Origin of the sequence: Arthrobacter sp. Ld5 (assembly GCF_051172775.1) — a bacterium.
GTDB lineage: Bacteria > Actinomycetota > Actinomycetes > Actinomycetales > Micrococcaceae > Arthrobacter_D.
The window spans coordinates 253,506-266,683 of the sequence record NZ_JBPKBO010000014.1; the positions used below are offsets into that span (position 1 = coordinate 253,506).

The 13,178-nt window shown below is 64.0% G+C and carries 14 protein-coding genes and 1 tRNA gene; 8 read left to right on the forward strand and 7 right to left on the reverse strand.

The genetic code is table 11. The features are described 5' to 3' along the window. Positions 1-19: 19 nt before the first annotated feature. Entirely contained in the window at positions 20-307 is a 288-nt protein-coding gene (locus ACSGDB_RS05545) for a putative quinol monooxygenase (RefSeq protein WP_434993452.1), read from the forward strand. Positions 308-393: 86 nt separating this feature from the next. On the opposite strand, the gene trxA is transcribed toward ACSGDB_RS05545, so the two are convergent. Next, entirely contained in the window at positions 394-783 is a 390-nt protein-coding gene (gene trxA, locus ACSGDB_RS05550) for a thioredoxin (RefSeq protein ID WP_434993453.1), read from the reverse strand. A gap of 85 nt (positions 784-868) precedes the next feature. On the opposite strand from trxA, the gene ACSGDB_RS05555 reads away from it, so the two are divergent. Continuing rightward, a complete protein-coding gene (locus tag ACSGDB_RS05555) occupies positions 869-1,303 on the forward strand; it encodes a DUF1810 domain-containing protein (protein ID WP_434993454.1) in 435 nt (144 codons plus the stop codon). Between the two features lie 19 nt (positions 1,304-1,322). Here ACSGDB_RS05555 and ACSGDB_RS05560 read toward each other — a convergent pair whose 3' ends face one another. After that, positions 1,323-1,766, reverse strand: coding sequence for a MarR family winged helix-turn-helix transcriptional regulator (locus ACSGDB_RS05560; protein ID WP_434993455.1), 444 nt, complete (start codon positions 1,764-1,766; stop codon positions 1,323-1,325). Between the two features lie 87 nt (positions 1,767-1,853). On the opposite strand from ACSGDB_RS05560, the gene ACSGDB_RS05565 reads away from it, so the two are divergent. Continuing rightward, positions 1,854-2,315, forward strand: a complete 462-nt coding sequence (locus tag ACSGDB_RS05565) for a DUF6314 family protein (RefSeq protein ID WP_434993457.1) — start codon at positions 1,854-1,856, stop codon at positions 2,313-2,315. Here the strand turns inward: ACSGDB_RS05565 and ACSGDB_RS05570 are convergent. Beyond that, complete coding sequence (locus ACSGDB_RS05570) at positions 2,312-3,325, reverse strand: acyltransferase family protein (RefSeq protein WP_434993458.1); 1,014 nt, start codon at positions 3,323-3,325, stop codon at positions 2,312-2,314. The two genes, ACSGDB_RS05565 and ACSGDB_RS05570, sit on opposite strands and share 4 nt — an antisense overlap. A 305-nt stretch (positions 3,326-3,630) precedes the next feature. On the opposite strand from ACSGDB_RS05570, the gene ACSGDB_RS05575 reads away from it, so the two are divergent. From ACSGDB_RS05575 to ACSGDB_RS05590, 4 genes are all read left to right on the forward strand, one after another. Further along, positions 3,631-4,644: an acyltransferase family protein gene (locus tag ACSGDB_RS05575; RefSeq protein ID WP_434993459.1), complete on the forward strand. Its 1,014-nt coding sequence runs from the start codon at positions 3,631-3,633 to the stop codon at positions 4,642-4,644. Between the two features lie 453 nt (positions 4,645-5,097). Beyond that, entirely contained in the window at positions 5,098-6,093 is a 996-nt protein-coding gene (locus ACSGDB_RS05580; protein WP_434993460.1) for an Abi family protein, read from the forward strand. Between the two features lie 284 nt (positions 6,094-6,377). Continuing rightward, positions 6,378-6,587: a helix-turn-helix domain-containing protein gene (locus ACSGDB_RS05585; RefSeq protein ID WP_434993461.1), complete on the forward strand. Its 210-nt coding sequence runs from the start codon at positions 6,378-6,380 to the stop codon at positions 6,585-6,587. Positions 6,588-6,994: 407 nt separating this feature from the next. Beyond that, complete coding sequence (locus ACSGDB_RS05590; RefSeq protein ID WP_434993462.1) at positions 6,995-7,615, forward strand: hypothetical protein; 621 nt, start codon at positions 6,995-6,997, stop codon at positions 7,613-7,615. A gap of 406 nt (positions 7,616-8,021) precedes the next feature. On the opposite strand, the gene ACSGDB_RS05595 is transcribed toward ACSGDB_RS05590, so the two are convergent. The 3 genes from ACSGDB_RS05595 to ACSGDB_RS05605 form a co-directional block, all read right to left on the reverse strand. After that, entirely contained in the window at positions 8,022-9,647 is a 1,626-nt protein-coding gene (locus tag ACSGDB_RS05595) for a hypothetical protein (protein ID WP_434993464.1), read from the reverse strand. 752 nt (positions 9,648-10,399) lie between these two features. Continuing rightward, positions 10,400-11,338: a hypothetical protein gene (locus ACSGDB_RS05600; RefSeq protein ID WP_434993465.1), complete on the reverse strand. Its 939-nt coding sequence runs from the start codon at positions 11,336-11,338 to the stop codon at positions 10,400-10,402. Between the two features lie 15 nt (positions 11,339-11,353). Continuing rightward, a complete protein-coding gene (locus ACSGDB_RS05605; RefSeq protein ID WP_434993466.1) occupies positions 11,354-11,728 on the reverse strand; it encodes a hypothetical protein in 375 nt (124 codons plus the stop codon). Positions 11,729-11,915: 187 nt separating this feature from the next. Here ACSGDB_RS05605 and ACSGDB_RS05610 point away from each other — a divergent pair, with 187 nt between their 5' ends. Beyond that, the gene (locus ACSGDB_RS05610) at positions 11,916-12,944 is read left to right on the forward strand and encodes a site-specific integrase (RefSeq protein WP_434993467.1); all 1,029 of its coding nucleotides are present in this window, start codon (positions 11,916-11,918) and stop codon (positions 12,942-12,944) included. A 65-nt stretch (positions 12,945-13,009) separates the two neighbouring features. Here the strand turns inward: ACSGDB_RS05610 and ACSGDB_RS05615 are convergent. Beyond that, a tRNA-Tyr gene (locus ACSGDB_RS05615) sits at positions 13,010-13,091 on the reverse strand. Positions 13,092-13,178 lie beyond the last annotated feature (87 nt).

A 13,178-nucleotide genomic window follows, 5' to 3' on the forward strand; every position in this document is an offset into this window, starting at 1 on the left:
GCACCGCTAGGGTTGGGGGATGAGCCAGCCCGTAGACGTCACCGCAGTATTCACCCCGCTCGACGGCGAGTTCTTCCGCGTGAAGCTCGCCCTCGACATCGCCATCGAACAGGTGGTGGAGGAGCCCGGCTGCATCCGTTACGAGATCACGGATGCCCAGGAGGACCGCATCGTGCTCTCCGAGCAGTGGGAGTCCACCGAACTCCTCGACCAGCACCTGCGCGGCCCCGCAATCCAGGATCTCGGCGAGTCCCTGAGCGCCCTGCTCGCCCGGCCGGTCGACGTCGTGCGCTCCGACCAGGCCTGACCCGCCCGGAGCGCCGCCGCACCCGCGGACGAAGAAGCCCCACACTCGACGGAGTGCGGGGCTTTCCTCGTTCTGGGGGGGTGTGGCTACTGGCCGTCTGCGGCTGCGGGTCCGTCAGCCTGCTGCTGGGCGATCTGCTCGTGCACGGCCTTCATGTCCAGGCCCTTGACGGCGTCGACGAGTTCGCCGAACTGGGTCGCGTTCAGGGCGCCGGGCTGTGAGAAGACGAGCACCTTGTCGCGGAACGCCATCAGCGTGGGGATGGAGGTGATGCCGGCGGCAGCGGCGAGCGACTGCTCCGCCTCGGTGTCCACCTTCGCGAAGGTGACGTCCTCGTGCTGCTGCGACACGGCGTCGTACACCGGTGCGAACTGCTTGCACGGGCCGCACCATTCGGCCCAGAAGTCGACGAACACGATGTCGTTGCCCTCGATGGTTTCTGGGAAGCTTGCCTCAGTGATATTGATTGTCGACATCCTTCAACGCTAGCGACCCGGCACCGCCCTGTCAGGTGTGTTCGCTACCAATGAAGATCCAGCACCACCGATCCCGGAGGCACAAGTGACCGACGACCCCCATGACCTGGCGCGCTTCGTCGCTGCGCAGGACGCCCACGGCACGTACCCGCAGGCCCTCGCCGAGCTGAATCAGGGCCGCAAGACGAGCCACTGGATGTGGTTCGTCTTCCCCCAGATCGCAGGGCTCGGCAGCAGTCCGACGGCGGTCCGGTACGCGATCACGTCACTCGAGGAGGCGGAGGCCTACCTGTCGCATCCCGTGCTCGGGCCCCGGCTGATGGAGAGCACGCAGGCCCTCCTCGGACTGGACGGCAACGATCCCGCGGCGGTGCTCGGCGGGATCGACGCGCGCAAGCTGCAGTCCTCCATGACGCTCTTCAACCGGGCCGCGCCGCAGGAACCGTGGTTCCAGGCCGTGCTGGACCGCTACTACGGCGGCGTCGAGGACCCGGCGACGACGTCGGTCCTTGCCGGCTGACGTCGTCGGGCCCTGCGTCCTACCGGAGGAAGTGATTGATCTTCTCGATGACGGGCAGGGCCGCGGCGAGCGTGGCCCGTTCGTCGTCGTCGAGGCGGTCCAGCAGGGCCGCCACGCGTGCGTTCCGACGCCGGCCGGCCTCCTCCCAGGCGGCGCGGCCCTTCCCGGTGAGCTCCACCAGGACAGCGCGGGAATCGCTCGGGTCCGGCCGGCGGCTGACGAGGCCGGCCTGCTCGAGCTTGATGATCTGCTCGGTCGCGGACGGGACCCGGATGCCGAGGTTCGCGGCGACCCGGCTCACGCGGAGCGGGGCGTCCGCCGCCATGGCGAGCGTGCTCATCTGCATCGTGGTGATGTCGCCCTCGCTGTCCATGGATCGGCTCAGGTAGACGGCGTGGCGCAGCGTGGTGCGGAAGGACTGCGCGAGGGCCAGCAGTTCCCGGTCGGAGGTGTCAGGGCTCATCAGAAGGGAGCCTAACATTGTGGGGGTCAGGGGTACGCGGCCACGCGCGCCACGTCGACGGGGAGCACACCGACCGTGAGGGGGACCATGCCGGAGGACGAGTGGGCCGCGAGGCGCGACGGCCTGGTTCCCGTTCATGATCCGCTCGCCTTCCTCGCCGGCGCCTGGGCGACGGAACGGACGATGCTGGACCGGTCGAGCGGCACAACGGGCACCTTCACAGGCGTCACCGTCTTCAGGCCCGACGGCGACGGCCTGGGCTGGGAGGAGGAGGGGACGGCGCGCTGGGCCTCCTTCAGGGGACCGGCGTCGCGCTCGTACCGGCTCGTCGCGGGCGAGGCCGGGGTGGTCGTCATGTTCCCGGACGGTCGGGTGCTGTGCCGCCTCGATCTCCGCTCGGGGACGGCACACGACGAACACCTCTGCTCCCCCGACACCTACCGCGTGGAGTTCGTCGTGCCGTCGCCGGACACGGTGCGGTACTCCTGGGACGTGACCGGACCGGCGAAGGACCTCCTGCTGACCACGACGCTCACGCGGCGGACCTAGCCCGTCAGGGAATCCCTGGAGCGCCGTCCACCCGGTGCGGCTCCGGTGGGGCGGCGCTTGAGTGCGGGCAGCTCGAACAGCAGGGTCACCGACGCGTGCTCCCGCCTCGAGTACATACACGCGACTCCGCCGGGGATCCCCACCCCAACGAGCAGGAGCACCGGCAGCAGCCAGGTTCCGGCGACCCCGAGCGTATCCGCGAGCGCGAGCACGCCCATGATGGGCCCGAGGTGCACCACGTAGAAGACGATCGAGTGGCGCCCGACGAACTCGAGGGCCGCCGTCACCCGATGGGTGCCGAGCCGCGGGAGGAGCCGGCAGACGACGCCGAGCGCGCCCACCACGCCCCAGGCAAATTCTCCCTGGTAGAGCACGTCCCTACCGGTGACGTTGAGGGCGCCCACCGTGACGGCCGAGACCGCCGCCAGCGCCAACACCCAGGGTCTGCCGATGTCCCGCTCCACCGTGCCTGCGTGTAGTGCACACCACGCGCCGAAGAAGAAGAACGCGGCGAGGAAGGCCATCGTCTCGAAGCGACCGCCGTCGGGCAGCACGAGGGACGCGGCCACGCCCGCACCTGCGACCCACAGCGGCGGGACACGGCGCAGCGGATAGGCCACGGCGTAGAAGATGAGGATGAACCACAGGTACCAGAGGTAGGTCGGCGAGAGATAGACGATCTGCGCGACGGCCCCGGGGCTGAGACCACCGGTCGCGGTGAGGATGATCAGCGACCACAGGAGGTAGGGCCACGCCACCAGGGAGAGCTTGCCGGTGAAGTACGCACGGGCGGGCTTCGCCACCGACCGCGGCAGCAGGATGCCGGAGAGGAACATCAGCACGGGCATGCGGAAGGGCTCGAGGAAGAGGTTGAACTGGTCGAGGCCCGGCGTCGGGCCGACCGTCACCCTGAGCGCCTCGCTCGCGTGGAGCAGGACGACGAGGAGGATCGCGGCGCCGCGAAGGCTGTCCAGCCATCCGATACGTGTTCCCGCTGTGTCCCCCGCCATGGTCTCCCTTGCTCCGCCCGTGTCCACTCTAGGCATGCTCACCGACACCGCTGCTCACTGGCTCTTCTGCTTACTGACTCTTCGGGGGCGGAGACCATCCGGATGACCGACTCGACGAGGCCGGTTCGACGAGGTCAGGAGACGGGGCAGGGAAGCATGCGATACCGAGAGGCCGGGGCGTCGACCCGCCCGGGGACGGCAGGCGCGGCGGCACTATACAGGGGTTCCGCCTGCCGTGTGGGTTCGAACTGGGGATCTGCGCTCACCTACACTCGATACCTGTCGATGCGACCGAGGAGGACCATTTGGCCACCCTGTATGCACCAACCCCAGCCACAGCAGCAAGTACGCCGACCCGATCCGGCGCGATCGACGCGCTCCGCGTGCTCGCCGTCGTCGGGATCGTCGCCGGCCACGTCTGGTCGGGACCGCTCGTCGACGCCGGACTGTACACCTGGCATGTCCCCGCGTTCTTCCTGCTCTCCGGGTATCTCTGGAAGACGCGGAAGCCGGGGGCCCGGTGGGCTGTGGCGACGGAGGCGGGCAAGCGGTTCCGGACGATCATGGTCCCCTACGTCGCCTGGCTGGTCCTGACCCTCGCCGTCCACCTCGTCGTGCTCAGCCACCGCGGCCAACTCGAGCGCGAGGCCGTGACCCTGCCGCTCATCGGCGGCTCCGAGAACGCCGGACCGTTCGGCGCCTACTGGTTCATGCCCGCCCTGTTCTTCTCGGCCGTCGTGTTCCGGGCACTCGAACTCGTTCCCCTCGCCCTGCGGACGGCGATCATCATGGGAATCACCGCTGCCATCTACCGGTTCGGAGACGTACTCGCGCCCCTGCCCCTCTCGGTCGGGGTTGCCGGCGCGGCCCTCGTCTTCATGCTGGCGGGCCAGGGACTGCGGCACGTGCGCGCCAAGGTGGAACAACCGATCCGGGTAGGGCTGGCCTGCCTCATCGCGGGCGCAACACCGATCCTCACCGGGGTGTCGGCGCACCTCGACATCAAGTACGGCGAGCTCGGCGCGCCTGTCCTCAGCATCGTCGTCGCCGTCCTCATCAGCTGCGGGCTCCTGCTGGTCCTCGAGGGCGTGTTCACCCGCCTGCCCGGACAAGTCCACGCCGTGTCCACGACGCTTGCCGCCGGATGCCTGATGGTCGTCCTGACCCATACCTACATCCTGTGGCTGCTGGCCATCCCGACCGCGGAGCGGCCGCTGTGGGTGCTCGTCGTGGCGGTAGCGGTGCCGTGGACCATCGCGCTGGTGCTCCACCGGACGCCGCTGTCCCGCACCTTCCTGGGGATGCCGCGCGCGGCGTAGCCGGTGGGGAGCCTCTGTGGAGTACTCCAGTGCACATACGAGAGGCCGGTACTTCCGCTAGTCCTAGCGGTAGTACCGGCCTCTCCTTGCTGTGGCAGATGAGGGATTCGAACCCCCGTAGGCGTTGCCAGCTGATTTACAGTGATGTTGCTGCGCTGACCGTGCTTCACCTTCAGGCCCCTCTAGCCCGTGAACGCGGGGATCCGAAGGGTTCGCGAGCGGCGTTCATCACCGCTCATGTCCGGCGCTCACCCGGAGTGTGTGCTCACGTGGTGCTCACAACACCTTTGCCCGAAGTGCCGCGTGGGAGCTGCTGCCATACGGCGGGAGCATCGCAGAATCACCCCCAACCCGTAGCGTTGCGCAACAGTTTTCCTGCTAGGATTCTTCCATAAACACCGGCCCCGCTGTTAGCTTCGCGCTATCAAGGGTCGGTTTTCTTTTGGGGAGACAATGACTGAGTACGACCGGCCCTACCTCAACTTCGAGGAACAAGTAGCGCTGATGGCTTCACGAGGGCTGGACTGCTCGGGCTGCGATGCCGCGGCCGCGCTGTCTCGAATCGGTTATTACAGGTTGTCCGCATACACCTACGTCTTCCGAGAGCCTCTGGCACTCGACAAGCAGTCTGATACCCCGTGGCAGTACCGGTCAGCAGCTTTCATGCCCGGCTACAAGTTGAACCACGCCCTGGACCTCTACAAGTTCGACCAAGGCTTACGCCTCCTCTGCTTGGAAGCGCTGAAGACACTGGAGGTTGGTCTCCGTGTTCAGGTGGCATACGTTCTCGGAAAACGAGATCGGTTCGGGCACAGCAATCGAGAGGCGCTTGATCCGGATGCTTGCGCGAAGCCGGCACGTGATCGTGACGGCGACATGTTCGACTACTGGCTGAGGCGGTACCACGAACTGAAGCGCCAAGCGCAGTCCGAGGACTTCGTTCGTCACTACACGCTGAAGTACAACGACAAGCTCCCGGTGTGGGTGGCGGTCGAAGTGATGGACTTCGGGGCGATCACTCGCCTCTTCTCCCTGCTCAATCGAAACGATCAAAACACCATCGCAAGGCAGTGGGGCGTGAAAGACGGACGCACGCTGCATACGTGGCTGCTCGTGCTAGGGAACCTACGCAACATCTGCGCCCACCACTCACGCTTGTGGAACAAGCACCTCACCTACGACGCAGGTCGGATCAATCCGAACATCGTCGAGTCAGATCTCGCCCATGTGACCTCGGAGCTCAACAGCAAGAAGGTCTACCTCCCCTTGGCTCTCATCGCCTACCTAGTTGTGAGGATCGATCCCACCAGCAATTGGCCTCGTGCGCTGCGCACGAAAGTGAAGCAGAAGTTCCCCGATGTTCCTGGGGTTTCTGCCGCATCAGACATGGACTTCCCTGAAGGCTGGGAGAACGAGGCCCTGTGGAACTACCAGCCTGCCAGAGGATAGTTCCCGTTGCTTTCAGGCGTTTGAGAGGATCAGTGATTGATTGGGAATCAGCCAGCATGCTCCTGAGCCGCATGTTTGCTGACCTCTTTCATGGTGTGAGCACAGGGTGAGCGCCCTTGCCCCACTCCACAACACACGCGCCGGCGATCACACTCATACATGCGGGTGGCGCACTCCTCCAGCTCGACCCGCTTAGCGGTGCGGAGCGAAGCTCGACGACGCATCGTGTCATGCCGGCCACCTAGGGTCTTCATAGACATCTAGAGCGACCAAGAAGGAGAAACATGCCGCGGCGTGAACCACCCCTCACCGTCAAGGAAGCCGCCAAAGCCTTGAATCAAACAGAGAAAGCCATCCGGCACCTCTGCAGAATCGGGGCCTTTCCAAACGCCTACAAGATCGGCACCGGCGGCATCTCGGCTGCTTACCGGATCCCCGCGGCCGACCTAGACCGGTACGAGAAGACTCAAGTACGAGCGCATGGCGGCTACTAAGGCCTAGTTCGCCGGCGCCTACCCTGTTCTAACCATCGCGGTGCGGGCGGCGCTCCTCGAGCTTCCGGCGGCGTATGACGTCAGGGCGAACCCACGCGTGCCGTGCCCTTGAGTGCTCAACCCATTGGATCTGCACAAGCTCGCGGGTCCATGCCATAGCGAAGCCCTTCACCGTCTGCGCAGGGTCGTCCGGGTAGGTTAGGTCAGCCCACACGGGCGGCGCCTTCTCCGTCGTCCGGGTGACACCGTCCGATGGCTCAGGAAGGGACGTCGGCGGGATGAACCTATCCCTCGAGGGTGGGATGCCGTGCCAGCCTTGGCGGGGAGCGTGTTCCATGCTCGTGACCGTAGCGGTCACCAACGACGAAAGGGGCGGGGCCTAGCAGCATCCGCCCTAGGATGAGCCAGTGAGAATCAAATCAGCCGCGTCTAACGCGTGGGCAAAAACCCGGGCTCTAGCTTCATGGCTGGGCGTTAGCTTCGTCATCGGCCTCGTTCTCGGCGCCGGCGTATACACGGTACTGCGTGAGATGGTCGAGGACGGGGACCTGCCAGGCACCGGGATGGGCCTGAAGGACTGGGCATCGTTCTTCCTAGCACTTCTCGCGTTCATACTCTCTTTCACTGCATTTATCTACAGTCAACTGAAAGCAAAACGGGACGCCTTCCTCGCCATCCACGAGAAATTGATCGCTTACGACATCCAGGAAGGACGCCGCATTCTGTTCACGAAAATCCATTCGGTGGATGATGTGAAGCGTCTTGAGCAGGAGAACCTAGACGAGTTTCAGGAGGTAAACCGTGCTCTCGCCATGTACGACGTCCTTGCAATGTACGCAAGCCGCAAGTACGTGCCAAAGCAAGTAATCCTCGATGAATGGGGTCGAAACCTCGCCCGGTCTCGGAAACACGCCCTGCACTTCATGGAGCATCGGGACAAGAAGTGGGATCACTACGACAAGCTAAGCAGTGAAGCTTTAGCTACCTACGGCACAGGCGGCGCGGAGAAGATACCCGAAACCAAGTAAAGGTCAATCGGTTCAACACCCGAGAACGCCCCCACCCTCACGAGGAGGACGGGGGCGTCACTGCACTAAGCCGGATCTATGCCTAGCGGATGCGATCGAGGGTGGCGATGGCCGTTGCAACGAGGTTTCCCAGCTTGTTCGACGCGGCACCGGTGACATGGATGCCGTCAGGGGTGAAGTCGGCAGGTTGCAGCCACTCCCGTCTCTCGCACCCTCGCCCCGGATGCGTCGTACACAACACCCGCGATGGGGTCCATGTAGGGCACGCCTGCTGCCGCTGCGGCTGTCCTGATGCCAGCGTTCACTGCCTGGAGGCTGGTTGCCGGGAGCGACGTCGACCCCCAAGCGCCGACCAGGTAGACACGCGTGGCTGGCAGAAGTGTCCTGACCTGCCCCAGCACGTAGGTCACCTCGTCACGGATCGCAGTCTCGGTGGACGCCGTGTCATTCTCACCCAGGCGATGACCAGCACGTCCGGGGCGAGGGCGTCCAATTCGGCGAGGCGGTTCCGCGCCCTGCTGTTCGTCGCCCGGACATTGGTTCCATCGTTGAGCCAGCCCGTGCCGCCCTGCCCACGGTTGAACGTGTGCGCGTACCCGAGCAGCTTCGATGCCACGGCGGAGGGCGCTGACCATGCGTTGAGGGTGCCGGTCGGTCCGCCGTATCCGGTTTCGAGGTAGGAGTCGCCGAGCCAAACGGACCTGATCGGCGGGGTTTTCGCCAGCACTTCCGGCCCTGCTTTTCCCGCTAGTTCCGCGGTCGGAACGTAGATGCCCTGCACGCCGCTGTCGAGGTTCGCAAACTCCCACCGGATCTTCGCCAGCGGCAGGGGCGCCCCGAAGTTCAGGGTGACCAGGATCGGGGAGGCTGTCTTCGTGAGCATGATGGGCTGGGGTGTTGCGGATTCGTATCCGAAACCCGTGTCGATCATGACGCGGATCTGCCTGTCGGCGGTGGGGTGCCCGTAGCAGTAGAAGAAAACTTCTGACACGTTGCGCACTTCATGCGCGATGGAAGCCGCCGCTGGGATGAAAATCGTCGGGGTGTCGTTGACCAGCACCCCGAACGTACCCGCGATGCCGTTGCTGGAACCATGGCCGACTTTGGCCGAGGACAACAGGGTAAACTCGGAAGACACTTCCCCAAAGTGGATGCCTGCGGTTGAGTTGTTCACCGCGGGGGCGCTCATTGTCGCGCTGGTCGAGTTGGCAACCGCGGTGATGGTCAGGTTTCCGCTTGGGAACGCCCCGGAGCCGCAAGTAATCCTCTTGCCAACGTCGGCGGACGTGAAGACGCCCTCGACCGCGACCAGTGCGGCGCTCCCGTTTGTCAGCGTGGCGCGGACCATCCGGAGCAACGGGACGAGGGTCTTTCCTGCCAAGTTGGCGGACCCGCCGAACGTGACAGTGGGCTTATTCGGCATGGTCTTCGCCGGCGAGAACGGGGCTTCTAGGCGGGGCGAACCCGCTGCTTTCGCCGCATACCCGTTCAGGACGTCCAGGTCCACGGTGGCCGCGCCCACCTGCTCGGCAATCGTGGCACTTAGTGCAGTGAACGCCGGAGTGCCCGGAGTCTGGATCTCCGCGGCGATGGCCTCCGCGGTTGGGACCACGTTCGAGCCGTCGTTGCCTTTGAACTCGCCCTCAGCGATTCGCCGGGCGATCTCCGCCACCGCCTCCACCCCCGCGTTCGTCGCCGCCAACTGAACCGCCGCCAACGCATCAGAAACGGCCTGGTCCTTCGCGTCCTGCGAGTCCCGGCGGAACACGATATCCCCGGACTTCCACTTGTGGGAGAAGTTCGGCGACTGCACATACACATCCGGCAGGACCGGTAGGTCTCCGACCGGTACGTCCGTCCGCGTCAGCCCTGATTCGCTGCGTATGGTCAACGGTGTTGTATACGCAGTGTCGCTGAGTTCGAAGACCTGTATGAATGAATTCGACGGCACGAACGCCCTCTCCACAGTGCCATCTGGCTGGATCGAGGCGGCGTCGCCGGCTGTGATTCCTGGGTAGTATGCTTCGGGCATTTCCCGGCTCCTTGGTTAGGTGGATCTTTCTTCCACCATTCCCGAGCCGTGGGACACCAAACCGGTGCAGTAGCGGGCGTTCGCTTCGCGCCCGTCGGCGGATTGTGTCTGCTTGGCGCGAAGCGAACGCCCGGGCGGATCTGACCTACAGGACAAGCCTTAATGCCCGCCAGTGAATCTGGACTTGGCCAGGGTCGCTCTAGCTGCCGAAGTGCACTTTCCCGTCCGCGCCTTCGGCTGAGGATGGATCCTGATTGTACCGGGTGCCCTCAACCTTCGCCCATCCTCCCGGCGAGTACTCCCAGCGGACAAACCAAGGAGAGTCCCCCTGCTTCATGAGCACAAGCAAGACGCCGCTGCTTTGTGCTCGATACGCGTAGCGGCCGTCTTCACCATCGTGAAACTGCTCGTCTGCACCATCCGGTAAGACAACATGTACTGCCATACTGCACTCCCTCAATCTGCCAGCCGTCGATCGCGGCCGGTCCGAATCAGAACTCTATCGAACCCGAAACAACCCCTCAGAGATCACCATGCCCGGAGCGCCCCGCAACCCCTCAAAACCCGCTTTGCATTTGGCTAGGGCCCGCTCTGAAGACACGACCGTAAGCGTCCCATTAGGGGTAAACGCCGTTGGCAGGTGTGCTCACTGTGTGCGCACACGCCGAAACAGCCCAGCAACGGCAGGTATTGGAGGCGTGATAATTGATCCCTAATCAGCTAGCAGCTACCGCTCGACGCCTCCCAGAACCTTATCGCTTGACAGCAGGGTCGTGAAGGCTGCTCGCCTGCTGTCGGTAGTGCTCGTACGAGCCAAAGCCGATTTCGGGGTTGGTGCGGTGGAAAAGGGTGCATCGTCGGAGGTGCGTAGAGCGATGGTAACTGTCGACCGGCAACCCGACATATCCAAGGATGATGTCGATCAGAAGGTCGCTGATGTCTAGCAATGGCGCGAGCGTCCCGACAACCAAGGTTTCCCAAGGACCGCTAAGCCCTCGGATGTACCAAGGTTTGCTGTGAGCCGCGCCCGATCCTAATACCCAGTTGTAATGGATGCTGGGAGTGTAGAGAAGACTGGTCGCGGTCGCGTTATCGCGCAGGGTCTCTTTCACGAGCCCCCAAGAGATTCCCGTGGCAACGAAGGGATCATCTTTGCGGTCGTGAATCACGTAGCCAGCTTCCTCCATGTACTTCCGGATGCCGACTATTGCTCCTGCGACCCGCTCCTTCTCCTGCTGATACTCCCTAGGAAACGCTTCCAATGCCACCAAGCTGCCCTGCACATTTCTGAGCTGCACTCCTGCCATCCTGGCGAGCCGGGTCTCTGAAGTCAGAGCCGGGTCATAGAGTCGACTGATAGCCAGGACGGACTCGTGGATCGACCGGGCCATTGATGAGGCAGGCAGCGGCAACATGTCTTTTGCCGTGTATATCTCCTTGAGCGCAAGGGCAAACTGGTCTGTAGAGGCAAGTATCTCCACAACCTCTTGGATCAGACCGGCAGCAAGCCCTTCCAGGTTTCTTCTTCGCCCTTTCGCTTGTGCCCGAATCAAAGTTCGATCCTGCAGAAGCGCGGAGCCTGGCCGCGGCTGGTCTGCCTCACTGAATGCGTGCTTGAGCGCGCTGCGCAGCGCCGTGCGTTCTTGCTCGATGATGATCGCTGCCAGCTCGCCAATCGGCCTTTCCCCCATCGCGCCAGTATCGCATCAGGCTGACGCAGCCGGTGCTTCGTAGGCTCTCTGGAGGTCTCGAGCGACGCTGAGGAGTAGTTGCTGCCCGGACTGCGGCAGGGATCCGCCGCCCACGATCCGCAGGATAAGAGGATCCTCGGTGATTACCGGAAGCCCTAGCGATATGGCATAGGCGCGGATGATGTCGATGATGGGGACGTTGAGCCCGCGTGAGAGTCCACGAATGGTCTCCGGATCAGCAAAGCCCTTGCTCTGCTTGGTGGCGGCAGAGTGCAGAGCCCGTGATTTCATTTCACCGCCGCAGCCGCGGGCTAGGTCTTCGTATGATCGGTCACCCTTGTTGTTGAGGATGAGGTTCTGGATGCCTTCGGTGGGGAATTTAGTTGTCATGAGCCGAAACAGTATTGCTAGTCATGGACAGTTATGTGGCTCTTCGGACATCCGGTGGGGGTGAGGACCTGAGACTTTCCGGTTGAGGGGTGGCGGGAAGGGGTCGAGGTCCCCGAGGATCAGTAGCGCCAACCGCCGCTACATCACGGAGTTCGAGTACGGATCCGCGGACGAGGCCGAGGAGGCCATGCGCGACGCTGAGCGGGGCCTGAAGACCGCTGTCTACGGCTTCAAGCGCACCACGGCCGCATCGTACCTACAGGGCTGGTTGGATGCCCAGGAGAAGCACAACCAGTTGAAGCCCTCGACGATGCGCATGTACCGGACATACGTCGATAAGGACATCGTGCCGGCCTTCGGGCCCAAGTTGCTCCTCAATGACTTGCGGAAGCCGCACGTAGCGGGCCTCATCGCTGACCTGCAGGGCGCGGGACGTGGCGCTGTCACCATCAAGCGGATCCACGCGACACTCTCGAGCGCTCTGGCCGATGCCGTGCAAGACGGGCTACTCGCTCTGAACCCTGCCGCTGGGGCGCGCCTCCCCCGGGTCGAGAAGAACCGCATTGAAGTGTGGGAGCCCGAAGACGCCGGCACATTCCTCGACGCCATCGCCGAGCACAGGCTCGGCGCGCTATTCGAGGTAGCCATCCTGTCCGGTATGCGCCGCGGGGAGCTGTGCGGTCTCCGCTGGCAGGACGTTGACCTCGTTGCAAGGCGCCTGGTCGTCCGTGTGCAGCTTGTACAGGTCGGCAAGGACGTCCTAGAGGGCACGATCAAGACTGAGGCCGGACAGAACCCCGTGGTGGCCCTCTCAGACCGCGCTGTGGCCGCTCTGATGGCCTGGCAGTTCAAGCAGGTAGAGGAACGCGAGCAGTGGGGCGAGGCGTATGTCGAGACGGGGCGGGTGTTCACCTATGAGGACGGCCGGCAACTTCGCCCCGCCTACCCGTCGAAGCTCTTTGAGCTCACCGTGGCGAAGCTGGGGCTGCCGCCGATGAGGTTCCATGACCTGCGGCACCTACACGCGAGTTTGATGCTCGCTTCCGGGCAGGATCTGGCGATTGTGTCGAAGACGATGGGCCACTCGAACAGTCAGATCACGCGGGACCTGTACGCGCACATGGTGGGCGATGCTGCCCGTAACGCGGCTGAGGGTGCGGCGTCGCTGCTACCGAGCCGTAAGAGTGTGCTCACAACCGTGCTCACGGAGCAATAAAAAAGACCCACCAGGACCTCCGAAGAGATCCCAGTGGGTCTAAATTTCCCGCCATTACTGGCGAGTGGCAGATGAGGGATTCGAACCCCCGTAGGCGTTGCCAGCTGATTTACAGTCAGCCCCCTTTGGCCGCTCGGGTAATCTGCCGAACGTCTTCACAGGAAGACCGCCCGCAGCAAGCGCGGGCAAGACAACTTTACCCACAAACCGGCCCGGTGACGAATCGGCCCGGGA